We start from the raw sequence: 22789 nt of genomic DNA, 5'->3' as shown, positions 1-22789 counted from the left end.
TCGGTCAGCGGGGTGGTGCGGTGGGTGGTGGTTCCGGCGGAAGGCTCGGCGCCATCCGCCGCAGGGACGCGAACGTGGGTACGAGGGCGTCGTACAGCTCGGAGAAGAGGGGGAGCAGTGCGGCGTACGTGGCGGCGGAGGCGGGATCCGGGCGGACCGTCTCCTCGATCCGGACCAGATCGGCGGCGACCTCGATCGATTCGATCAGGCCGAGCGCCTGCATGCCGAGCAGCGCCGCGCCGAAGCCGGACCCCTCGTGCCCGGCGGGGAACCGCACCGGCATGCCGAGCGCGTCGGCGAGGATCTGCCGCCACAGCGCGCTGCGGGCGAACCCGCCGCTGGCGCGGACCTCACGTACCTCGTTCCCGGCGGCCCGGACCGAGGCGAGGACCAGGGCGAGCTGCTGGCAGACGCCCTCCAGCGCGGCCCGGACCAGGTGCGCCCGGCCGTGGCCGTGGGTCAGACCGACGTACGCGCCGCGGGGCAGCGCGCTCCAGTGCGGCGCCCGTTCGCTGAGCAGGTACGGCAGCATGATCAGCCCGCCGGAGCCGACCGGCGCCGTGGCGGCCAGGTCGAGCAGCTCCTCCTCGGCGTGCTCGCCCAGCTCGGGGGCGAGCGCGTCGTTCGCCCACTGGAGGACGATGCCGCCGTTGTTGATGGCGCCGCCGACCACCCAGCGGTCCTCGGTGAGCGCGTAGCAGAACACGCCGCCGAGCGGGTCCACGCCGGGGCGTTCCACCATCACCCGCATCGCGCCGCTGGTGCCGATCGAGCAGGCCACCACGCCGGGGCGTACCGCGCCGAGCCCGAGGTTCGCCAGTGGCCCGTCGCCGGCGCCCACCACGAGCGGCGTGTCCGCCGGCAGCCCGGTGGCGCGGGCCGCCTCGGGGGTGAGCCCGGGCAGTACGTGGGTGGTGGGTACGAGCTGGGGGAGCTGCTCCTCGGTGATGCCGGCGAGGCGGAGCGCCTCGGTGTCCCAGGCCAGCCGGTGGATGTCCATCAGGCCGGTGGCGGACGCCACCGAGTGGTCGGTGACGAGCGCGTCGGCGAGCCGCCGCAGCACGAGATCCTTGATGCCGACCCAGTGCGCGACCCGCTCGTGCAGCTTCGGCTCCTGCTCGGCGAACCAGACCAGCTTGGGCAGCGGCGCCATCGGGTGGACCGGGGTGCCGGTGCGCCGGTGCAGGGCGAGCCCGGAGGGCGCGGCCCGCAGGCGCTCGGCCTGCGCGCTCGCGCGGGAGTCGGCCCAGGTGATCGACGGGGTCAGCGGGGTGCCGTCGGCGTCCAGCCCGATCAGGCTGTGCATGGCGGTGCTGAACGACAGGCCCGCAACCGGTACGCGCAGCTCGTTCACCACCGCGCGGATCACGCCGATCACGGCTTCGTGGATGAGGTCCGGGTCCTGCTCGGCCCAGCCCGGGTTCGGCTCCTCCAGGGGGTAGCCGATCGAGTGGCTGGCCAGTTGCCGGCCGGTGGTGTCGAACGCGACGGCCTTGGAACTGGTGGTGCCGATGTCCACTCCCACCACCACGGCCGGGTCGCCCACCGGTGCACCTCCTCGCCGCCCGGGGGCCGCGCTCCGCCCCGCCGTTGCGGCTGACGTTACCGACGTGTCCACGCGCGCGCATGACGAAGCGGGACCGCCGGGAGCCGGTGGCACGGAACGTGAATCGACGCGGGAGTTTCCGCCGATTGTGTAGGTCAATCAGCCGATCGGTCTAATTGGCGACTTTCGCGTGTCTTCGTACCCCTGCCGCACAGTTGACATGAATGACACCCCGATTGGTGGGCTCGCGCGGCGGAGGAGTCGGCGTGACGAAGACTGATTCGACGGGTTCCACATGGCGGTACCGGTGGGCGCACCGGCAGAACGAGCGGCGTCAGCGGGCCTTCCGCGCCGCCGACGAGGCGTGGCGACGCCGCGACGACGAGCTGCGCCGCCTGCGTACCCTCGCGGTGTCCTTCCACGGCTCGGCTCAGGCGGGCGTCGGCCTGCCGATGGAGCTGGCTCCCGGCGAGGTGGTCTTCTGGACACTCCCGGCCGCGCAACTGGTCGAGGTCCGGCACACAGCCGTGCTGCCCGCCCCCGAACTGACAGTCGACCCCGACCCGCCCGCGCTGCGCCCCCGCCGCCCCGAGGGCGTCAAGGTGGTCGACGCCGGGCTCGCCGTGCTCACCAACCGGCGCCTGGTCCTGCTCGGCGGACGCGGCCGGCGCGACTGGGCGTACGGCCGGATGACCGGCCTGTCCCACGACCCCGGCGCGCCGGTCACCCTGATCCAGGTGCTGGACCGGCGGCGTACCTCCGGGTTGCTGCTGCCCACCGGCGCGGCGGCCGACTTCCGGTTCACGCTCACGCTGGCGTTCGCCGACGCGATCGAGCAGCGCGCCGCAGTCGTGGCCGAGCTGGACGAGCTGATCGCGGAGCACACCGCGGCGCGGCCGGAACGCCCCGCAGTGCTCACCCCCGCCCAGGCCCGCGTCACCGCGCTGGTGCCCGGTGGCCGGCGGACGGTGGCGGTCGGCGCGGCGCTCGCGCTGATCGTGCCGGCGATGCTCATCGAGTCCAACCCGCCCACCCGGGCCGGCTCGGAGCGCGCCGCCGCCGCGACCCCGGGGGCCACCGGCACGCCCGCGCCGCCGCACGTCGCGCCCGCCGTCCAGGTCCGGCCCAGCACGAGCCCCGAGCCGTCCCGCGTCCGTCCCGCACCGCCGCGCGGCACGCCGCAGCCGCCGGTCGAGCGCCGCTGCGGCGCACCGGCGAACCCCTTCGGGTACGACTTCTGCGACGGCCAGCGCATCCGCCGGCCGGCTGCCGGGGTGTGCGACTGGTTCGAGTGCGTACCCGGGTTCTGGTACGACCGCGGCTGGCTGGTGCAGTGCCGCGACGGCTCGATCAGCCGCACCGGCGGCCAGCGCGACGTGTGCGCCGGTCACAAGGGGTTCCGCCGGACCGTCTGGCGGTGACGGAGGTCAGGCCACCGGGCGGGGCGTGACGCGCAGCGGCAGCAGCCCGGCCAGCACCAGCGCGGCGCCCACGGGCAGCAGGTTCAGGTTCACCGCGATCGCCAGGAACCCGGCCAGCACCAGCACCGGCGCCCACACCGGCAGCAGCCGTGCCGCCGCCGCCCGGTACAGCAGCACCAGCAGGCCCACCTCGAACAGCAGCGGTCCGCCGTACAGCACAGGGCCGGGCGTGGGCACCGCGTCGGCGAAGCGCGGGAACAGGTCGCCGAGGATCACCCAGACGAAGGCGGCAGCGCCGACCAGACCGGCCGGTGCGGCCACGTCGTCGAGCGTCCGCAGTCGCGACGACCGGGTACGCAGCAGGCCGTGCAGCCCGACGATCAGCGCGGCGAAGCCGAGGACGCCGAGCAGGAACAGCGTGTGCCCGGTGTTCCAGGCCCAGGCGCCCTTGTCGCTGTGCCCGTCCAGGCGGTCGAGCAGGCGCAGCAGGCCGTAGCCGAGCAGCAGCACCGCAGACGCCACGGCGACCGGGCGTAGCCACTGGTGCGTGGGACGTGTGCGGGAATCGAGGAGGCTCATCGCCTCAGCGTTCCGGGCGCCCGTGCCCGGGACATCGGGGAGCGGTCCCGAACCTGACCCGGATCAATCCGCTCGCCTCCCGTAGGGGTGCCCGGATACCGTCCGGCCGTGTCCCGCACCGTCTCGCTGGTCCTGCTCGACGCCACCGGCCGTCCGCTCGGCGCGCTGCCGCCGTTCGACGTGCCGGAGCCGTGGTGGCAGGAGGTCCACTCGATCGTCGACACCGTCCGGCAGCGCCACGGTCTGGAGGTGACGGTGCTGCGGCTGCTCGACGCCGACCGTTCCACGCCTCCCGGCGGCCACGTCCGCTACCTGGCGCAGGTAGTCGACGCGCCGGCCGTACCCCTGGAACCGGCGGCCGTGGACCTCGCGCCGCACCCGCTGCGCCAGCCGTGGGCGGAGGCCGGCGGTCCGGCTCGCAGCGTCGCGTGGGCGACCGGCGAGTTGAGCCGGCGCTGCCGCCGGGTGACGGCGGTGGCGCAGCAGCGCACCTGGAACCTCTCCGCCATCTGGCGCCTGGACACCGACCAGGGCCCGGCGTGGCTGAAGCAGCTACCGTCCTTCGCCCGCCACGAGCCCGAGGTCCTCGGCCGGCTCCCCTCGGTGGCCGGTCTACCCGGTGACACGAACTCCCCGATCGGCGTGCCGGTGGTGCTCGCCGCCGACGGGGAGGGGCGGATGCTGCTGGACGACGTGCCGGGGGAGGACCGGTACGGGGCCGGGGAGGGCGAGCGGGCCGCCGTCGCGGCCGGACATCACCCGGTGCAGCGGCGGGCGTGCGGGATCGTCGGCGAGCTGGTTGCGGCGGGGGTGCCGGACCTGCGCGGGGCGCGGCTGGCGGACTGGATCCGGGAACGGCTCGCCGGGCACGACGTGTCGGCCGCAGCCGGCCTGCTCGACGGGCTCGACCGGCGGCTCCGGCAGGTCGCCGACTGCGGCCTGCCGGACACGCTCGTGCACGGCGACCTGCACCCCGGCAACGTGCGTGGCGACGACCGGCGCCTGACGGTGATCGACTGGGCGGACTCGTTCGCCGGCCATCCCGCCTTCGACATCCTGCGTCTCACCGAGGACGTCGACGCGGACGCCGCCGCCCGGCTGGTCGACGCGTGGGCGCGACGGTGGCGGGCCGACGTGCCCGGCAGCGACCCGCACCGGGCCGTCGACCTGCTCCGGCCGGTCGCACCGCTGCGGCTGGCCGCCGTGTACGCGATGTTCCTCGCCGCCATCGAGCCGGGCGAGCATCCGTACCACGTGCACGACGTGCCGGCCGCGCTGGCGCGAGCGGCGGCGGTGGCGCGACCCTAGATGCGGCGAACCGGGATCCACAGCTCCGCGTCGGCGGTGCCGCCGTCCTCCGCGACCCGCACCCGCGAGATCTCCGGCCCCGGGCGGGTCTCGTACGGGTTGGACGGGAACCACGACGTGAACACGGCCCGCCACAGGTGCTGCACCGCCACCGGGAACGCCCCGGAACTGGAGAACACCGCCCACTCGCCGGCCTCGACCGGCAGACTGCGCAGGTCGTCCGGCACGTCCGCGCCGGTGACCGCCGCGTACCAGTAGTCCAGCTCGGTGCCCTCGTCCCGGGAACCGGCCAGCTCGGCGCTGACGTTGACGATCCCGGGCGGCTCCTGGTCGGACAGCGCCTCGATGCGGCGGACGGTGGCCGGGTCGATGCCCCTGACGAACGCCACGATGTGCGGGTTCATCCCCTCGTGCACGAGCGGCACCCGCGCCGTCAGCCCGGCGAGCCGGAAGGCGTCCTTGGTCACGATCCGGTAGTCCATGCTGGTGTTCCCTTCGACGACGAGCCGGAAGGACATCCGGGGCTGGGACCGCAGCACCGCACCGGCCTGCCGGGCCTGCGTCGGCCCGACGCCGTGCACGGCCCGGAACGCGCGGGCGAACGCCTCGTTCGAGCCGTACCCCCAGCGGACCGCCACGTCGAGCAGCGACTCCCGGCCGGCGAGCACGTCGGCGCCCGCAAGCGTCATCCGGCGTCGGCGCACGTACTCCGACAGCGGCAGCCCGGCCAGCGCCGAGAACAGCCGGCCGAAGTGGTGCTCCGACACGCCCGCGATCCGGGCCAGCGCGGCCACGTCGAGCGGCTGGTCGAGCCGCTGTTCGAGGTGGTCCAGCGCGGCGTTGAGCCGATCCAGCACCCGGTCTTCCCTCCTGGTGACGCCTTCGACGCTAGGTTCCCGGCCGCCCACCGACCCGATCACACCGGACCCGGTCCGGTCGCCTCATCGACGGTGGCGGGCGTGTCGCATCATGGCGTGGTGATCTTCCGGAAGCGGCACCACAAGAAAAAGAAGAGCCGGGACTGGTGCAACTGCGACGTGCCCACCTGCGACGGGCCGGGCTGCTGCGACCTGGGACTCTTCTCGATGCTGCTCACCCTCGGCTCGGTGACCGCGGGCGTCGTCCGGCGGCCCGCCGTGGACCGGGCCGGCCGGGCCGCCATCCTCGGTTACCGGCGCTGGCTGTCGCACCGCTGGCCGGCGACCTGCCGCTACACGCCGACGTGCAGCGCGTACGGGCTCGCCGCGGTGGAGCGGTACGGGCTGGCGGTGGGTGGCCGGATGGCCGCGGACCGGGTACGCCGATGCCGTCCCGACGTCCCGCACGGCACCCACGACCCGCTGCACTGACCCCGCTCGCCTCCGCGCCGCGCGGACGTGCCGGGGCCACCTCGGGGAAGTGGCGGTGTTCCGGTGTGCCGGATGCCGCCACTCCGCCGACCTGGCGTCGATCAACGTGGCGGTCACCCGACCGACGTGGGGCCGCCGAAGACGACAGGTACGCCGGGGGAATAGAGCACGCTCACCGGCGGCCCGTCCGGTGCGGGCAGGCCCGCGGCGGTGACCAGCTCGTCGTCGAGGTGCAGCAGTTCGGCGCGGTGCAGCGGCCACTGTGGATGCCAGTTCGGCAGGTGGCGGGTGCGGCCGTACGCCCGGGTGTGCAGGCCCCAGCGGGCGGTCAGGAAGTGTTCCAGCGGCGTCGGCTCGGCGATGGGCGCGCCGACGCGTACCACCATCCGGCTGGTCGCGCCGGCCGGACCGGGCCAGCGGCGGCGGCAGCGGTAGGTGAGCGTGTCACCGGACCGGTCCAGCCGCATCGCCGACCACTTGTACGGCAGACGCAGGCTCACCTGGGCCACCAGCACCGGCACCAGACGGGACGCGTCGAGCGAGCGGAACACGACAGCGCGCCGCCCCGAGCCGTCGACCGAGTAGAGCCGGACGTTCGTCTCCCAGAACGTGCCGAGGTACGGCACGCCCGGGCCACGGCCGAGCCCCAGCCCGACCATCCGGAACCCGATCAGCCCCACGTAGGTGAGCCCGTCGAGCGTGTCCGGCCGGGTGCCGGCGGGCAGCAGCGGCGCCACCCGTTCCGGCGGGACCGCCCAGTGCAGGAAGGCGAGATCGTGCCAGCGCTGCGCCAGCCAGGCCCGGCGGATGGCGCGTACGGGAGCGTGCTCGACCGGCTCGATCTCCACCGGACCATCCTGCCTCCCGGACGCGCCGGGAGTCACTCCGGGCGGTGGCAGACCGCCTCGACGTTGTTGCCGTCCGGGTCGCGGACGAACGCGCCGTAGTAGGCGGCGTGGTACTCCGGCCACTCCTTCGGCGCGTGCAGCACCTCCGCGCCCGCTGCCACCGCCGCGTCGTGGAACGCCCGCACCGTCGCGCGGTCGGCCGCGGTGAACGCGATGTGCACCGGCACCGGCGTGGCGCCGGACGGCGCGGGCTCCACCCAGAAGTCGGGCGCGTCGACGCCGTAGCCGATCGGGCCGGGCTCCATCAGCCGCCGCCCGCCCAGCGGGGCGAGGACCGCGTCGTAGAAGGCGCCGCTGGCCTTCAGGTCGCGTACCGCTACGGAGAAGTGGTCGAGCACGTCGCCTCCCTGCGATCGTCGATGACCGCGCCAGGCTACGAGACCCCTACGACACTTCCGCCGGACGCCGCGCCGTCGGACCGGCCTGCGAGAACGGCTCGCCGTCGCCTGGCGGTGTCCGCGACGATCAGCAGGCCGGGAACCGCGCCGAGCAGCCAGATCACGCCCACCGGCCAGTGGATCACCTCGCTCACCGCGCCCCGGATCTCCGGCACGTCACCGACCACGTAGGACGCCTCCGGGTCGGTCGTGCGGCAGTCGAGCGTCCACGTACCCGGCATCGGCACCCGCACGGTCGCCACCCAGGAATAGGTGGCGGCGTCGCTGCCGTAGTCGCCCGGCGGGACGGAGACCGGCTCGGCCGTCCGGACCTCCGCGCCGCCGCCGGTGACGCGGCAGTCCGGGTCCGTCGGGGAGAAGCCCACCGCGAAGATCGCGTACGCCCCGGCGGCCGGTGCCGTGAACCGGCCCGCCGACGTCGAGTAGGGGCCGACGCCGCCGTACTCATGCGGGGGTTGCCCGATCGTGCTGTCCTCGGCGCCGAGCCGTACCGCGGACTGGGCCAGCAGTGCGCCGAACACCACGGCGAGCCCGCCGATCAGATAGCCGCGCCGCGACGCCGGGCGGGCCCGGTGGGGCAGGCGCCCGCCGGCGGCGTACCCGATCAGCGCTCCGGCCACCGCGAGCGCCGCGCCGCCGAGCAGAGCCCGCCCCCAGCGGGCCTCGCCGGTCAGCGGCACGACCCACCGGAAGAACGCCAGTGACAACGCGAGAAGCGCCGTCGCGACCAGCGTGGACACGCCCAGGGCCACCCCGGGCCGCCGGGGCTGCCGGGCCGCCAGCACGGCGGCGAGCACCGGTGACGCGAGCACGGGCCACCACAGCGCGGTCGAGACCGGCTGGTCCTCCTCCCATCTGTGGGTCCACTCGAAGAAGACCAGCGGAGCCGGCACCGTCGCCGCCAACCAGGCCGTCAGCACTCCGGGACCGGGCAGCGTCGCGCTCATCCGTCGATCCTCGACCACCCGGATCCTCGACGAAAGTCCGCGAGCCGTCCGAAAGGGATTGCTCACGCAGCGTAGGATCGCGTGCGACACAGCCGAACACACGGGGGAAACGATGTTCGAGCGCCTGGGCAGATTCGTCGTGGGCAAGGCCTGGTGGGTGATCGGCGGCTGGGTCGTCGCCGCGATCGCGATCATCGCCGCCAGTCCTTCACTGAGCGACATCACCTCCGCGGACCAGGAAAGCTTCCTGCCGCGCACCTACGAGTCGGTGCAGGCCACCGAGCTGGGCGCGAAGTCGTTCCCGCAGGCCGCCACCGCCACCGCAACGGTCGTCGTCAAACGCAGCGACGGTAGACCGCTGACCGCGGCCGACGAGGCGCGCGTGGGGCAGCTGGCCGCCGCGCTCAAGGCCCGGAACATCCCGCAGACCTCCGGCTACCTCACCGGCCCGCAGGCCGTCGCGCCCGACAAGTCCGTGCAGGTGGTCACCGTCGGTCTCGACGCCGACAGCCCCGACGACCCGGGCCTGCTCGACGCGGTACGCGACCTGCGCGCCGCCCTCGGGCCGGACCTGGCCGGCAGCGGGCTGACCGCCGGAGTGGCGGGCGACGTGGCGAGTTTCGTCGACAACGAGGACACGTTCAACGAGGCGTTCGCCGTCGTCGGCGTCGCCACCATCGTCCTCATCATCGGGCTGATCCTGATCATCTTCCGCAGCCCGATCGCCGCGCTGCTGCCGGTCGTGGTCATCAGCGTCGTCATGTCCGTCACCACCGGGCTGGTCGCCGCCGCCGGCAAGGCATTCGACCTCAACGTCAGCCAGGACCTCCAGACCATCCTGCTGATCGTGCTGTTCGGCATCGGCACCGACTACATCCTGTTCCTGCTGTTCCGCTACCGCGAGCGCCTGCGCGCCGGAGACGACAAGCGCACCGCCATGATCGTCTCGGTGCAGCGGGTCGGCGAGGTCATCACCTCCGCCGCCGGTGCGGTCATCGTGGCGTTCCTGGTGCTGCTGCTCGCCTCACTCGGCTTCTTCGGGTCGCTCGGCCCGGCGCTCGCCATCGCCGTCGGCGTCATGCTCGTCACCTCGCTGACCCTGATCCCGGCGCTCGTGTCGCTGCTCGGCCGGTGGGTGTTCTGGCCGTCGAAGGCGTGGCAGCGCCCGCCCAAGGCGACCCTGTCCCGGCGGCTCGGCGCCGTCGTCGGCCGCCGCCCGGCCGTGGTGGCCGCCGCTTCGGGCGCGCTGCTCGTCGCGCTCGCCGCCGGTGTGCTCGGCTACAAGGCCGACTACGACTTCGGCGCCGGCTTCCCGCAGGACACCGAGTCGGCGCGGGCCGCCCAGGACCTCCAGCGCGGGTTCGCCGCCGGGGCGCTCGCGCCCACCGAGGTCTACCTGACCACCGGCAACGGCACCCCGCTCACCGAGCAGCAGGTGAACGACTTCGCCGCCGCGTCGGCGCGCGCACCCGGCGTCGGGCAGGCGCAGCCGCCGGAGCGCAGCGCCACCGACCCGAGCGTCGTCCGGATCAACCTGCTGCTGAACGAGAACCCGATGTCCAACGAGGCGATCACGCTCGTACGCGACGACCTGCGGAAGTCCCTGCACGAGGCGGCTCCGCCGGGCACCAGGGCACTCGTCGGCGGCACCACGGCGATCTTCGCGGACATCAACTCGGCGAACAACAGGGACCTGTCGGTGATCCTGCCGGTGGCCGCACTCCTGATCGCGATCATCCTGGCGCTGCTCCTGCGCAGCCTCGTCGCGCCGGTCTATCTGGTGATCGCCGTGCTGCTCAACTTCGCCGCCACGCTCGGCGCCACCGTCTACGTGTTCCAGGGGCTCCAGGGCAACCCGGGCGTGACGTTCCAGCTGCCGATCATCCTCTACCTGTTCGTGGTGGCGATCGGCACCGACTACAACATCCTGATGATCGCCCGACTACGCGAGGAGGCGCGCGAGGGCCACGAACCGCACCAGGCCGCCGCGATCGGGGTGGAACACGCCGGGCCGACAGTCGCCGCCGCCGGGCTGATCCTGGCCGGCACGTTCGGGGTGCTGATGCTCGCGCCGATCTCGTTCCTCCAGCAGATGGGCTTCGCGGTGGCGATCGGGATCGTGCTGTCCGCGTTCGTCATGTCGATGTTCTTCGTGCCGGCGCTGACCGGGCTGATCGGCCACAAGGCGTGGTGGCCGGGGCACGGCGACGAACGGCGCAACGGCGGCGGCCGGCACGCGGCACCGGCACCTGCGGACGCGGCGTCGACCTGACTGTGACCCGCCCCGGCGCGGCTCAGCCCTCGCCGGGGCGGACCAGCCCGCTCTCGTACGCGATCACGACGAGCTGCGCCCGGTCGCGGGCGTTCAGCTTCTGGAGCAGCCGGCTCACGTAGGTACGCGCGGTGTCGGGGCTCAGGAACAATGCCTGCCCGATCTCCGCGTTGGACCGCCCGGCGCCCACCTGCGCCAGCACGTCCCGTTCCCGTGCGGTCAGTCCGGCCAGCCGCGCCGGGTCGGCCACCGGTGAACGGGCCGCCGCGGCGAGCACCCGCCGGGTGACGGCGGGGGAGAGCAGCGCGTCGCCACCGGCGACGGTCCGGACCGCGTCCCGCAGCGCGTCGGGCGGGGTGTCCTTGAGCAGGAAACCCGCTGCCCCGGCGCGGATCGCCTCGAACAGGTACTCGTCGTCGTCGAACGTGGTGAGCATGACGACCTGCACGCCGTCCAGCATCGGGTCGGTCAGGATCCGCCGGGTCGCCTCCAGTCCGTCCCCGCCGGGCATCCGGACGTCCATCAGCACGATGTCGGGCCGCTGCTCCCGTACCACCGAGAGGCCGCTGCCGCCGTCGCCGGCCTCGCCCACCACCTCGATGTCCGGCGCCCGGTCGAGCAGCGCGCGCAGGCCGGTACGTACGAGGTGCTGGTCGTCGACGAGCACGACGCGGATCGGGTTCACGCGGCGACTCCCGTCAGTGGCAGGTGAACCGACACCCGGAAGCCGGCGGTGCCGCCCGTGCCGGTTGCTCCGGTGCTGCCGGTTTGGATGGTGCCGGTTTCTACGGTGCCGCCCAACAGGGCTACCCGCTCGGCCATGCCGCGCAGGCCCTGGCCCTTCCCGCTCGTCGGCCCGCCGGGTGGGCTGCCGCGGCCGTCGTCCACCACCTCCAGCGCGAGCCGGCCGGGCGTGGCGCGGACCGTGACGGTGACCCGGGTGGCCTCGGCGTGGCGCAGGACGTTCGTCAACGCCTCCTGCACGACCCGGTAGACGGTGCTGCCCACGACCGCCGGCAGCGTGTCCACCGGACCTTCGATCCGCAGGTCGACAGTCAGCCCACCCCGGCGTACGCCGTCCACGAGCGCCGGGAGCCGGTCGAAGCCGGGGGCCGGTTCCCGTGGACCGGGTTCCCGGCGCAGCGTGCCGAGCGTCGCCCGCAGCTCCGCCATCGCGCTGCCGCTCACCGACCGGATGGCGGCCAGCGCATTCTCCGCCTGCGCCGGATCGCTGTCGGCGAGCGCCTCCCGGGCGACGGCGGACTGCAACGTGATCACCGACATGGTGTGCCCGAGCGTGTCGTGCACCTCCCGGGCGATGCGCAGCCGTTCCGCCTCGACCTGACGGGCCGCCTCCCGGTGGCGCTCCTCGTCGGCCGCGACCGCCTGCCGGACCAGCGCCGCCCGCAGCGACCTGCGGTTGCGTACCGCGTCACCGAGGGCGATGACGGCGAGCAGCAACGCCGCCTCGGAGCCGAGTTCCGTACCGACGACCACCGCGATGTCGTCGCCCTCGGCCAGCCGGGCGACCACGGACACGGCCAGCAGGCTCCCGGCCACCACGGCGGCCGGGACGACACGCCCGCGTTCGGACACCCGGTAGAGGACGGCGGCGGCCGGGGCGGCCACTCCGACGGGCGGCAGGTCCAGCGCGTAGTACCCGAGGATCACGACCGCCGTGGCGACCAGCGCCGGCAGCGGCCACCGCCTGGCGCACAGCACCAGCCCGCCGAGCACCGCGCCGACCACGACGGCGAGCGCCGCGCCGCCGGGCGAGGGCCGGTCGGCCGCCACGGCCACCGCGACCAGGCCGAGCGTGGCCGCCGCGAGCAGCACATCGGCGCGGGTGGGCGAGGTGTCGGGCACGCCTTCGAGCCTAGGTCCGCGCGGACCCTCACCGCTGTCGTCCGCAGGCGTCAGGGACGACCCCGAGGCGTACGCCGAGAAGCGACATCCGGTCGCGCGGCCACGCGGACGACGGCCGGGGACAGCCGACCTAGCGTCGATGGCGTCCCCGAAACGTGAGGAGAACCCTCGTGGTACGCACAAGACTGACCTGGCTCGCCCTTATTGTCATGGTATGGGCGGCAATGATGTCGTTCGGCGGGGTCGCCGCCGAGACCGTCATGCTCTACCCGAACATCTTCAACGACGCGCCCGCCTCGCTCGACCGGGCCCGCGAGTTCCTCGTCCACGGCGGCCCGCACGACTACTTCCCGCCGCTCGGCGCGTCGGTGATCCTCAGCAGCGTCGCCGCCACGCTGCTCACCTGGCGCGACCGGCGGCTGCGCTGGTGGGTCGCCGGCGCCACGGCCGTGTTCGTCGTCTGCGAGTTCCTGTTCTCCGCTGTCTTCTTCTGGCCGCGCAACGAGATCATGTTCGTCGACCCGCCCGGTACGCACTCCGGCGAGTACCTGCGTCAGGTCGCCGCCGAGTTCGTCGCGGGGCACTGGGTGCGCTTCGCCGGAGGCGCGGTGACGGCCGTCCTGGCGTTCGTCGCGCTGCTGAAGTTCGTGCGCTCGACCGCGCCGGGCTCGGTGTCGGCTCCCGCACCGACGTCGGCTTCGGCCCCGTCGGAGGTGACGCGATGAGCGCGGGTCGCCGTACCCTCGGTTTCCCCTGGCCGGCGTTGGTCGCGCTGGCCGCGCTGGCCGCCCCGCGCGTGGTCCTGCACGACCTGGATGTGGTGCCGGAGGGCACCGTCGTGGCCGCGCTGCTCGCGGTCGGGCCGCCGCTGTGCTGGGTGGCCGCCGTGCTGTGGCGGCGACCGCCACGCCCGTTCCTGACGATGGTGGTGATCGGGGCGTTGTACGGGGTGTTCCTGGCGGTCGGTCACCAGGTGTTCTGGGACTCGTCGCTGGGCATGGACGCGCCGGGGCTGGCCGGGCCGGAGCCCGGCGCGCGGGAGGCGTTGTTGCGGGGTGCGGCGGTGATGTCGAGCCTGGTCACGGGGACGATGGTCGGAGTGATCGCGGGTGCGGTCGCGGTGCTGTTGTCCCGGGTGCTGCCCACACCATTCCGACGTCGTGAGCGAGCCGACGCTTCCCGCCCGCTCGCCTGACTCGGCGAGCGGGCGGGACCCCAGGTCAGGCAGCGATCGCCCGGGCGGCGGCGTACATGTCGGCGGGCAGCGGATGCCGCAGCTCCCAGAGGATCCGCATGGGCCGGTCGCCGCTGTGTTCCCGGTACGTCATCGGACCCGCGTACAGGTACGGCGGTGCACCGAGGTCACGGTCGGCGATCTTGGTCTCGCGGACGAACAGGTGCACCGTCGAGCCCTGCGCGACGTGGTTGACGTACCGCTGCCCGGTGGCCGAGCCCGATGACGTGGTGCTCTGCGACTCCCACTGGAACAACCGATCGGTGATAGCGCGGTCGGCGTACATGGTGGTGGGCGAGTAATGCTCCTCGGACTTGACGAGCGTGACGAAGAACAGATCCGCGCGCTCGTCGGGCAGCCACTTCACGCCCTCGCGCAGCGAGCCGGGGTTGGTCATGCCGAATGCGGCGCACGCCTCGTTGCGGCTGTAGCGGGCGTGCACCCGCAGCGGCACCCGGCCCGGGGCAGGTGGCTCGGTGACCCGATGGATGCGGTCACGCAGCACGTCGACTACCTGCCGCAGCTCGGCGCAGCGCGCCGGTTCCGCCCACAATCGCTTGAGCCGGGCGTCGCGTTCGGCCAGCGGCACCGACGACCCCCACAGGCTGAAGTGCAGCATGTCGAGCAGCCGCCCGACGGTGGAGGGCTGTCCGGCGGCGACCCGAGCGATCAGATCCAACCTGTCGACATCGTCGATGTGGAGCATCCGGCCGATGGCCCGGCTCAGGTCACGGTCGTCCGGGCCACCTTCGGCCGGGTCGAGCGCGGCCAGCCGCCGCAGCCCCGCCCAGCCGCCGATGCTCGCCGATCGGTAGACGTCCTCGATTTCCAGGCCGGTCTCGCGCAGGAAGTCGGACAGACTGACGTCACCGAGCTGCCGCAGCTCGGCCACCAGCGCGTTCTTCGACGTCGGCAGCGCCGACTTGAGGTTGGCGAGGACGATTTCCTTCGCCACCCGGTCCAGCTCGATGTGGCAGCCGCTGGGTAGCGAGGGGAAGTCCTCCCGGACGGCCGCTTCGACCGCCCGCCGGCTGACCCCGGCGAGCGCCCGCCAGCGCATGTCGAACCGGAAGTTCGCGTGCTGACCGCCGATGAAGTCGAGGACCGTCAAGCATGGCTTGTCGTCGTCCAGCCGCAGACCGCGGCCGAGCTGTTGCAGAAAAATCGTCGCGCTCTCAGTGGGGCGCAGCATGAGGATGGTGTCGACCATCGGCAGGTCGACGCCCTCGTTGAACAGGTCGACGGTGAAGAGCACCTTCAGCTCGCGCTTGCGGAAGCGGTCGATCAGCACGTGCTGCTCTGGCCGGTTGACCTGCGATGTCACCGCCGCCGAAGGCACTCCGTGCCGGGTGAACCAGTCGGCCATGAACTCCGCGTGTCCGATGCTGACGCAGAAGCCGAGGGCGCGCATCCGCCCGACGTCAGCGATGCGCCGGACCGCGTGCAGGATGAGCCGCGCCCGAGCGTGGTTGCCCGTGTAGACGCCGTCCAGCTCGCCCTTGTCGTACCCCTGTCCGCGCTTCCACCGCACCCGCGTCAGGTCCACGTCGTCATGCAGGCCGAAATACTGAAACGGCGCCAGCAACTGCCGTTCGAGGGCCTCCCACAGGTGCAACTCCACCGACGCGCGGCCGTCGAACCACCGGCGCACGTCACGGCCGTCGCTCCGCTCGGGCGTCGCGGTCAGACCCAGGAGTACGCGCGGCCGAAGCCGTTCCAGCAGCGCCGTGTAGGTGGCCGCCTCGGCGTGGTGGAACTCGTCGACGATCACCATGTCGTACGCCTCGGGGTCGATCTCCTGCTGGCGCAGCGACTGGATCGACGCGAAGACGTGCTTCCACCCCTGCGGCCGATCGCCGCCCACCAGCGTCTCGCCAAACGTGCCGTCGCCCATGACCTGGCGGAACACCGACCGGCTCTGCCGCAGGATCTGCTCCTGATGTGCGACGAAGAGCAGCGAGTCGACGCGGCCGGCTCGCCGGAGCCGGCGGTAGTCGAGCGCCGCCACCACCGTCTTGCCGGTGCCGGTCGCCATCACCACCAGGTTGCGCCAGCGGCCGTGCACCAGGCGTTCGGCGTCGAGGTCGTCAAGAACTTCCTGCTGGTACGGGAACGGCCGCACGTCCAGGTTCGCGATCTCAGTCGGTGCGTCGTCGGCGCGTTCCCCGCGCAACGCGACACGTAGGCGCTCGCCATCGGCTGCCGGGTCGTAGGTCTCGAACGCCGAGTCGTTCCAGTAGTCGGCGAACGTCGCCTCGAACGTGTCGATGACGTGCGGCTGCTCCAGGTTCGAGATGCGCACGTTCCACTCCACGCCGTCGACGAGCGCGGCCTTGGAGAGGTTCGACGAACCGACGTACGCGGTGGTGGTGCCGTTGTTCCGCCGGAACAGCCATGCCTTGGCGTGCAGGCGGGTGGTCCGCGTCTCGTAGGACACCTTGATCTCGGCACCCAGCTCGGCGAGCCGATCGAGCGCCCGCTGATCGGTGGCGCCCATGTACGTCGTCGTGATGACCCGTACCCGACCGCCTCTGCCGACCAGCTCGGTGATCGCGGGCTCGATGATGCGCAGCCCGTGCCACTTGATGAAGGCGCAGAGCAGGTCCACCTCGTCCGCCGACGCCATCTCGTGGCTGACCTCGTGGCCGATGCGCGGCTGGTGCCGGCCGTTGACCAGGAGCGCGCCGGTGGAAAGCGGCGTCGAGGGGCGGATCGGGAAGACCGGTGCGGCCGGTGGGGTGGGCGGTGAGGCGATGGCGTGCAACAGACGTTGGGCGTCCGCTACCTGGTCATCGGCGGTGACGGCGCGGGGCTCGGCCTGAGCGATGTGCGCGGCGATGCGGTTCGCCAGGTCGACCTGCCGGGCCAACTTGTTCTCCCCGCCACCGACGCCGAGGAGCGCCCGCCGCGCGAGGCCCGCGATGTGCCGGGCCAGGACGTCATGCGCGTCGGCGGCATCCAGCTTGGCATCCCGGACGAGGGCGCTATCGACATGCCTGAGCTGCGTCGCCAGCTTCTCCGTGATCAGGTGTTCGTAGATGCCCTTCTCAAGATCCCCCACGATGGCAAGCTAGCCGCGATGAACGCCGGGCGGAAGCCGGTGCGATAGGTGTTAGGAGCCTTGTCCGGTGGCCTGTCAGATCATTGACACCTAGAGGTGAAGGTCGACGCGTTGTCCATCACCGGCTCGACGCAATGGCTTTGACGCGGACCTCGAACAGCGGTGCTCCCTCCCGCGTGGGCCGGAGCCATCCGGCCGGTTGCCAACCCCAGGAGTCATACGCCTGCTGGGCGGCAACGTTGTCGGGCCGTACGAGCAGCGTGGCCCTTTCCTCCCGCCGCGTGCTCAGGAGCCGATCGTGGAGCGCCCGCGCGATACCCCGGCGTTGCCACGATCGCCGCACCAGCAGTTCGCAGACCGCGTATGTCCGTTGCCCGTCTTCGTCCGTGAAGCCGTCCGGTACCGGCTCGTGGATGCCGTCCCACCAATGCGAATCGGGTCCGAGCGGGAAGCCGTACACGTAGCCGGCCAACTCGTCATCGACGTAGGCCGTCACCAGCTCCCAGCCTTCCCGGGGCATGTGCGCGGCGAGCTGCTGTTCGTACCGCTCGGCCGTGTAGCGCGGGCCGTCGTGGGCGTGCGCGTCGAGGTACACGTCCACAAGCTGCTCCATCAGACCGTCGGCCTCCGCTGCGGTCTGGTGCCGTAGTCGCAGATTCTCCAGCACGAGCACAGGATCCCACCGGGGCGGCAGTCGCTCGCCGAGAGGCTCTCAGGCGAGATCGGCGAATGGCTTCCAACGTAGACCGTGATCGCCTTGGGAAACTGACTGCAATCGCTTGGCAAATTCGGTCGCGACGCTCGCCGAACTCGCGAGAAGCGGCGTGGCGGCAGCGATCATCTTCAACTCGCGGGCTTCCCGCAGAAGCGGCCAGTTGCGGTCGGACATCACGTCGTACCCGTACGCCTCTGCGAGCGCCCGATGCGCTCCCGTCTTTCCGAAGCGGGCCTCGCCCACAGCGACCGCTGCCAGGTCCACCTGCCAAGGCCCGAGACAAGTGGCGTCGAAGTCGCAGAGCAGAATGCTTCCGGACGCATCCCGGAGCAGGTTGCCGACGTGTGCGTCCCCGTGGATGAGCGACTGCTCCACGCGTCGATTGAGATCGGCGACCTGCGGGTCCAAGCGGTCGCACCACGTCTTCAAATAGTCGTGGTCCTCTGCGCTCAAGCCGTCGGCATCCGCTAGGCGTCGGCGCGCATCCCCGATCGGATCCCAGGCGGCCAGCGGGAAGGGCGGGGGTCCGAGCGCATGAAACCGCCGCAGCGCCGAGCCGAGGTCATCCACCGTCGGAGTAGGCCCAGTGGGTGGCACGTAGGCCCATACCGAGGCGGCCAAGTCACCGACCGCAACCGGCTGCGCCACGCCAGGCGCCAGCCGGATCGTGGGCGCGTCCAGCTTGGCGAACCATCGCGCGAGCTGAACGACCTTCGTCACCCGGTCCCGGAGCCGGTGCGTCCGCGCGATGCGGATGACGAGCCCGGAATCCGGCAACGCGAACACGGCGTTGTTGGTCAGCCGCAGGAGGCGGGCATCCTCGGTCGGCACCTCAAGTCCGCTGGCGATCTCCCGCATGGCGCGGGTCATCGCTTCTTCCGAGAACCGTCCGCTCATACCGTGGCCGCAGCTCGTGCGGTGAGTGTCCGATCGAATTCGGCAACGACGGGAAGGTGGCGGTGCCGTCCGAGATCGCGCCGCAGGTTGAGCACTCGATCTACCACTCGACTGGAACTCAGCGCACGCGACTGCTCGATCACGCGCGTGCCGACAGCGACCGCCCGCTCGGGCTCATCGGTGAGGAAGAGCGCGCTGCACAAGCCGACCTCGTTCAGGACCATGCTGCGGACGTTCGCCGGGCCGAAGGCGACGATCGCCTCTTCGACGCTCCGCACCGCCTGTGCCGCGTGCGTGCCGGCCTGCCGGGCCATGTCGCGGTACACGCGGCCGTACTGGGCTAGCAGTTCGCCACGGTCGTAGAAGGCCATCCAGGTCGGCTCGCGTTCGGGATCCATCCGCTCGAACTGGTCACTCGCGCGACCGAGGAGGGTCAGCGCGCTTCGGTGGTCGCCGAGTGCGGCTGTCGAGGCGGCCTCCGCGCCCCAGAGCAGCGCACTCACCGCCGGGGTCGCCCGCGATCCCAGTTCTGAGTGGGCCAGCCTCAGCGCGGCCAGAGCATCGTGGTTGTGCCGAAGGTGTTGTAGCTGCTTGGCCTGCGAGTAGCGGATCAGGGCCGCCAGCGGGGCATCGTCAGCGGACATCGCGGCCCGCTCGCCGGCGGCGAAATGCCGCTGAGCGTCCGCGTGCCGGCCGGCGTCCAGCGCGGTCCAGCCGGCCAACTGACGCGCCGCCGCGACCGCCGCGACGAGGCGGGGTGTCAGCCCGGGCGCGTGTGACCAGTCGAGCATCCCGTACACCGACTCCGCGAACCGCGCGACCTCCCGATAGAGCAGGCCGCCACCGCATTCGTAGTCGACCGACCGGTAGAGCTCCAGGACCGCGTTCAGCCGAGAGACGTCCGCACTGCCGATACGCCGGGGCCGGGGCTGCTCGGCGACCCCGACCAGCCCGGCTCCTGCGGACACCGCGGCGATGCCGGCCAGGAGGGTTCGCCGACCCAGGTCTGGTGTTGCGCCGATCCCGTCGGCCGGAGCGCTGGCCGGGGAGCCTGGACCGACTGAGAACCAGAGAGACCCCGGCGGGATGCGGAGCACGGTGGCCCAATGCGTCAGCCGGTCGAGATGCACCAGGGCTGGCCCGTTCTCGATCCGGCTCAACTGTGCCTGCGTGATCCCCAGCCACCCCGCGACGACGCTCTGCGGCAGCGGGCTCCGCCCGTGGTACGGGTGGTGGCGGTACGCCCGGATCACCTGCCCGAGATGTCGCCGGGCCAACGCCGTCCGTACCGGTTCATGGTCCCAGAACGAGTCGGGCACCCCGGGCGGCGTGCTGAGGCGGTCGCGTTCGGCGGCCTGGCAGGGCGCGCAGCGCCCCGTGCCGTTGTCGCGCGCCAGGCGGCCGCCGCAGCGGGGGCAGTTCGCAGGTGTCACCGGCAACCTCGCCGTTCGCGGAGAACCTGTGTCCGAAGTCGAGCCTAGTCATTCAACCCGTTCCGGAGCGGCCCGGTATACGCGCTGTGCATATCGCCGGATGTCTCGTGACGGTGACCGAGCGTATGCGGGGTGTGCATGGCGGCCACGATCATCAGGGCATGCGCCTCCTGCCGAGAGGGACTGAGGGTCAGCGCATGGCCCGGGGCGGGTGCCGGGCTCCGGCGGCACCGCGTCCCCCGATCGCGGCTCCCGCCGTCCCCGCCCGCCCCGGCGCCACTCCACGAGACCCGACCCGGAGGCGCCTGCCGATGTCCGCCGTACTCGCCGACTTCCCCGTCCACACCCCGGTCACCGACGAGGATCTACTGGTCGCCGCGCTGGCCGTGCGCGTACACGTGCCCGAGCACTGGCCGCAGGGGCCGCTGTGCCGCAGCGAGCGTGTCCCGTACCCCTGCCGGCTGGCCCGGTGGGGGAGGGCGACGCTCGCCGCGGCCGGACTGCCCGACGAGGCCCTGGCGGCCGGGACGGTGGCGTGGTGATCTACGTGACCGGGGAGCGGGTGCAGGCGTACCAGGTGCGCAGCGCCGTCTTCGACACCCGCTGGCGTGGGCTGGACCCGGCGCAGGTGCACGACTACCTGTGCCGGGTCGCCGACGAGATGGACCGCCTGCACCGGGAGCTGACCACGGCGCGGACCGAGTCGGAGCGGGTCCGTCAGGCCCTTCGGCAGTGGCAGTCCCGCCACAACGGCTGCCGGCGACGCGGCCACGATGGCTGAGCCGCGCTGGATCATCCACCTGCCGACCACGCTGACCACCCGGCACGTCGCCGCCGAGCTGGCCGCCGCGCTCGCCCGGTCGCTCGGTCACCTGGATGCCGTCGACTTCGGCGAGACGACGCTCAGCGAGGAGGACGCGCAGCACCTGCGGTACCGGGTCTGGTGCGACGTGCGGCTCCCCGGCGGTGGGCGCTGCGGACAGCGGGATGGTCACGACGGGTCATGCGGGGCGATGGAGCTGCGCTGACTTCGGCGTGTCGGTCGATGAACGTCCTGGCGGCGGCCGGGTCCGTTGGGAGCGGTCCCAAACCGGGCGTCCATCCACCCTGTACGGTCGCTACACTCCCCGAAAACGCCCGGAACCGCCACGGAGTCTGGAGACGCCTGTGACCCGCGACAAGGCCGCACCGCCCGGAATCGACGTCACCGTTCCCAGCGTGGCCCGGGTCTACGACTACTTCCTCGGCGGCAAGGACAACTTCGAGGTCGACCGGAAGGTCGCCGAGCACGCCCTGCGCATCACGCCGGACGGGCCGGCCGCCGGTCAGGCGAACCGTGCCTTCCTGCGCCGGGTGATCCGCCACCTCGTGACCGAGGCGGGCATCGACCAGTTCCTCGACATCGGGTCGGGGCTGCCCACCCAGGGCAACGTGCACGAGGTCGCCATCGAGCACAACCCGAAGGCCCGGGTCGTGTACGTGGACAACGACCCGATCGTCCTGGCGCACGGGCGGGCGCTGCTCGCCGCCGAGGGCACCGCGACGGTGATCCAGGCCGACATCCGGGAGCCGGAGGAGATCCTCAACGACCCGGACGTCCGCCGGTTCCTCGACTTCGACCGCCCGATCGGGCTGCTGCTGTTCGCGATCCTGCACCACATCGGTGACGACGAGGACCCGCGATCGGTCGCGGCGGCGCTGATCGACGCGCTGCCGTCGGGCAGTTACGTCGCGATCTCGCACTTCCGTGACCCGGGTGAGCGGGATCCGGAAGGCTCCCGCAAGGCCCGCGAGGTCGAGCGGGTGTTCAACGAGTCGCTCGGCACCGGCCGCTGGCGTACCGACGAGGAGATCCTCGCCTTCGCCGACGGGCTGACGGTGCTGGAGCCGGGCCTGGTGCCGCTGGCCGAGTGGCGTCCGGACCCGGACGCGCCCGCCCAGCAGCAGACCGACACCTACCACACGTTCGTCGGACTGCTCGCCCGCAAGCCGTAGGCGTCGGCTCGCGCACGCTGCGAGCCCTCCGGTACGAACGCTCCGCCGGCGGGTGCGGACACGTCCGCCGGGTTCCTTTTGGCCCTGCTTGGGCCGCGCCAACGCGGCGGGCCGGTCCCGCAGGAACGCGTCGGCCCGGAGGCGGCCATAACCGTGCGCGACGAGCAACAACTCCACCCGGCTCGCCCGACTTGTGCCCTCGTCGCGAGGTGCAGCAGGAAGCCCTCCGACCGCAGCACCTCCCGGCGTTCTGCACGAGGGCATCGACGGCAGGTCCGAGGTGTTCGATCTCCACACAGGGCAGCAGTCGGTTCAGCGCGGCTGTCGGGGACGGTCGAGCCTTCCAAGCTGATGTGGAGCCGGAATGGCGGACCGCACGACGCAGGCGAGCATGAGGAGCCCGCCGCCGCCGATCAGTCGAAGGGTGCTGCCGGACAGTCGGGACAGCGCCATGCAGCAACCGAACAGCAGCGTAACGAAGCCGATGACAAGACTGGTGCGGATGCGGCGAAGGCCCATCGGCTCACCCGCGTTTCCCGGTGCCAGGAGTTGATACCCGAGCGTGAGTAGCGCCAAGCATCTGGGGCGCTGGCAGGCGGCCGGACCTGGCGTCGGATCCCTGACAGTTCTGCTTCAGCCCGACGTACCCGGTGGGCATTGGCAGACGCCGGTGATCTTGAACCGACCTCGCGTAGACGGAATCCTCGAAGGGGACCTCATGAGCGCAGGTACCCCCTGATCGTAAGTGGTTGCCCAGAGCAATATCGACTTAGAAGGTAATTGACAGCGCAGGTGGGCCAGTCCGGACCGCCTGAACAGGGGAATGAAGGGGGTCCCGCTGGCAGGACTCCTGGCGGTAA

The 22789-nt window shown here is 72.3% G+C and carries 23 protein-coding genes; 10 read left to right on the top strand and 13 right to left on the bottom strand.

Translation table 11 applies throughout. The annotated features are described in order from the left end of the window. Positions 1-4: 4 nt before the first annotated feature. Entirely contained in the window at positions 5-1546 is a 1542-nt protein-coding gene (locus FHX31_RS24800) for a gluconokinase (RefSeq protein ID WP_013474160.1), read from the bottom strand. 266 nt (positions 1547-1812) lie between these two features. Between FHX31_RS24800 and FHX31_RS24795 the strand changes: the two genes are divergently transcribed. Continuing rightward, on the top strand, positions 1813-2967 hold the full coding sequence (locus tag FHX31_RS24795) for a hypothetical protein (RefSeq protein WP_184977290.1): 1155 nt from the start codon (positions 1813-1815) through the stop codon (positions 2965-2967). A gap of 6 nt (positions 2968-2973) precedes the next feature. Here FHX31_RS24795 and FHX31_RS24790 read toward each other — a convergent pair whose 3' ends face one another. Then, positions 2974-3546 (bottom strand): hypothetical protein, encoded by a 573-nt coding sequence (locus FHX31_RS24790; protein ID WP_091329923.1) that lies wholly within the window; start codon positions 3544-3546, stop codon positions 2974-2976. A gap of 108 nt (positions 3547-3654) precedes the next feature. Between FHX31_RS24790 and FHX31_RS24785 the strand changes: the two genes are divergently transcribed. Beyond that, positions 3655-4854, top strand: a complete 1200-nt coding sequence (locus tag FHX31_RS24785) for a phosphotransferase family protein (RefSeq protein WP_091329921.1) — start codon at positions 3655-3657, stop codon at positions 4852-4854. Here the strand turns inward: FHX31_RS24785 and FHX31_RS24780 are convergent. Beyond that, complete coding sequence (locus FHX31_RS24780) at positions 4851-5711, bottom strand: AraC family transcriptional regulator (RefSeq protein ID WP_091329919.1); 861 nt, start codon at positions 5709-5711, stop codon at positions 4851-4853. The genes FHX31_RS24785 and FHX31_RS24780 overlap by 4 nt on opposite strands. A 120-nt stretch (positions 5712-5831) precedes the next feature. On the opposite strand from FHX31_RS24780, the gene yidD reads away from it, so the two are divergent. Next, complete coding sequence (gene yidD, locus FHX31_RS32845; protein WP_225319755.1) at positions 5832-6203, top strand: membrane protein insertion efficiency factor YidD; 372 nt, start codon at positions 5832-5834, stop codon at positions 6201-6203. Between the two features lie 113 nt (positions 6204-6316). Here yidD and FHX31_RS24770 read toward each other — a convergent pair whose 3' ends face one another. From FHX31_RS24770 to FHX31_RS24760, 3 genes are read right to left on the bottom strand one after another with little or no spacing between them, the layout of a single operon-like run. Then, on the bottom strand, positions 6317-7051 hold the full coding sequence (locus tag FHX31_RS24770; protein ID WP_184977289.1) for a YqjF family protein: 735 nt from the start codon (positions 7049-7051) through the stop codon (positions 6317-6319). Positions 7052-7083: 32 nt separating this feature from the next. Then, complete coding sequence (locus FHX31_RS24765; protein WP_145755065.1) at positions 7084-7449, bottom strand: VOC family protein; 366 nt, start codon at positions 7447-7449, stop codon at positions 7084-7086. A 35-nt stretch (positions 7450-7484) separates the two neighbouring features. Further along, a complete protein-coding gene (locus tag FHX31_RS24760; RefSeq protein ID WP_184977288.1) occupies positions 7485-8456 on the bottom strand; it encodes a hypothetical protein in 972 nt (323 codons plus the stop codon). Positions 8457-8568: 112 nt separating this feature from the next. On the opposite strand from FHX31_RS24760, the gene FHX31_RS24755 reads away from it, so the two are divergent. Continuing rightward, positions 8569-10728: an MMPL family transporter gene (locus FHX31_RS24755; protein ID WP_151014708.1), complete on the top strand. Its 2160-nt coding sequence runs from the start codon at positions 8569-8571 to the stop codon at positions 10726-10728. A 22-nt stretch (positions 10729-10750) separates the two neighbouring features. Here FHX31_RS24755 and FHX31_RS24750 read toward each other — a convergent pair whose 3' ends face one another. Both FHX31_RS24750 and FHX31_RS24745 read right to left on the bottom strand, forming a co-directional pair. Next, entirely contained in the window at positions 10751-11413 is a 663-nt protein-coding gene (locus FHX31_RS24750; RefSeq protein WP_030272992.1) for a response regulator, read from the bottom strand. Then, positions 11410-12594 (bottom strand): sensor histidine kinase, encoded by a 1185-nt coding sequence (locus FHX31_RS24745; protein WP_184977287.1) that lies wholly within the window; start codon positions 12592-12594, stop codon positions 11410-11412. The genes FHX31_RS24750 and FHX31_RS24745 overlap by 4 nt, the downstream gene beginning before the upstream one ends. A gap of 170 nt (positions 12595-12764) precedes the next feature. On the opposite strand from FHX31_RS24745, the gene FHX31_RS24740 reads away from it, so the two are divergent. Beyond that, complete coding sequence (locus tag FHX31_RS24740) at positions 12765-13319, top strand: anthrone oxygenase family protein (RefSeq protein WP_486481702.1); 555 nt, start codon at positions 12765-12767, stop codon at positions 13317-13319. Then, the gene (locus FHX31_RS24735) at positions 13316-13789 is read left to right on the top strand and encodes a hypothetical protein (RefSeq protein ID WP_184977286.1); all 474 of its coding nucleotides are present in this window, start codon (positions 13316-13318) and stop codon (positions 13787-13789) included. The genes FHX31_RS24740 and FHX31_RS24735 overlap by 4 nt, the downstream gene beginning before the upstream one ends. A gap of 25 nt (positions 13790-13814) precedes the next feature. On the opposite strand, the gene FHX31_RS24730 is transcribed toward FHX31_RS24735, so the two are convergent. The 4 genes from FHX31_RS24730 to FHX31_RS24715 all read right to left on the bottom strand — a co-directional run bounded on the left by FHX31_RS24730 (position 13815) and on the right by FHX31_RS24715 (position 19934). Beyond that, positions 13815-16889 carry a DEAD/DEAH box helicase gene (locus FHX31_RS24730; RefSeq protein WP_184977285.1) on the bottom strand — a complete coding sequence of 1025 codons (3075 nt, stop codon included), beginning with the start codon at positions 16887-16889 and terminating at the stop codon, positions 13815-13817. Between the two features lie 118 nt (positions 16890-17007). Further along, on the bottom strand, positions 17008-17556 hold the full coding sequence (locus tag FHX31_RS24725; protein WP_184977284.1) for a GNAT family N-acetyltransferase: 549 nt from the start codon (positions 17554-17556) through the stop codon (positions 17008-17010). A gap of 45 nt (positions 17557-17601) precedes the next feature. Then, complete coding sequence (locus tag FHX31_RS24720; RefSeq protein WP_184977283.1) at positions 17602-18501, bottom strand: phosphotransferase family protein; 900 nt, start codon at positions 18499-18501, stop codon at positions 17602-17604. Continuing rightward, the gene (locus FHX31_RS24715; protein WP_184977282.1) at positions 18498-19934 is read right to left on the bottom strand and encodes a helix-turn-helix domain-containing protein; all 1437 of its coding nucleotides are present in this window, start codon (positions 19932-19934) and stop codon (positions 18498-18500) included. The genes FHX31_RS24720 and FHX31_RS24715 overlap by 4 nt, the downstream gene beginning before the upstream one ends. A gap of 311 nt (positions 19935-20245) precedes the next feature. Between FHX31_RS24715 and FHX31_RS24710 the strand changes: the two genes are divergently transcribed. The 4 genes from FHX31_RS24710 (at position 20246) to FHX31_RS24695 (ending at position 21929) form a co-directional block, all read left to right on the top strand. Then, complete coding sequence (locus FHX31_RS24710) at positions 20246-20476, top strand: hypothetical protein (protein WP_128137734.1); 231 nt, start codon at positions 20246-20248, stop codon at positions 20474-20476. Then, positions 20473-20715 carry a DivIVA domain-containing protein gene (locus tag FHX31_RS24705; RefSeq protein ID WP_128137740.1) on the top strand — a complete coding sequence of 81 codons (243 nt, stop codon included), beginning with the start codon at positions 20473-20475 and terminating at the stop codon, positions 20713-20715. The genes FHX31_RS24710 and FHX31_RS24705 overlap by 4 nt, the downstream gene beginning before the upstream one ends. Further along, positions 20708-20962 carry a hypothetical protein gene (locus FHX31_RS24700; RefSeq protein WP_128137735.1) on the top strand — a complete coding sequence of 85 codons (255 nt, stop codon included), beginning with the start codon at positions 20708-20710 and terminating at the stop codon, positions 20960-20962. Before FHX31_RS24705 ends, FHX31_RS24700 begins: the two co-directional genes overlap by 8 nt. 139 nt (positions 20963-21101) lie before the next feature. After that, positions 21102-21929, top strand: a complete 828-nt coding sequence (locus FHX31_RS24695) for an SAM-dependent methyltransferase (protein WP_184977281.1) — start codon at positions 21102-21104, stop codon at positions 21927-21929. Positions 21930-22241: 312 nt separating this feature from the next. On the opposite strand, the gene FHX31_RS24690 is transcribed toward FHX31_RS24695, so the two are convergent. Then, positions 22242-22448 carry a hypothetical protein gene (locus FHX31_RS24690; RefSeq protein ID WP_184977280.1) on the bottom strand — a complete coding sequence of 69 codons (207 nt, stop codon included), beginning with the start codon at positions 22446-22448 and terminating at the stop codon, positions 22242-22244. Positions 22449-22789: the final 341 nt, after the last annotated feature.

The sequence above is a fragment of the Micromonospora sp. CNZ286 genome (genome assembly GCF_014207755.1).
This window is presented reverse-complemented; position numbering and strand designations above follow the sequence as displayed.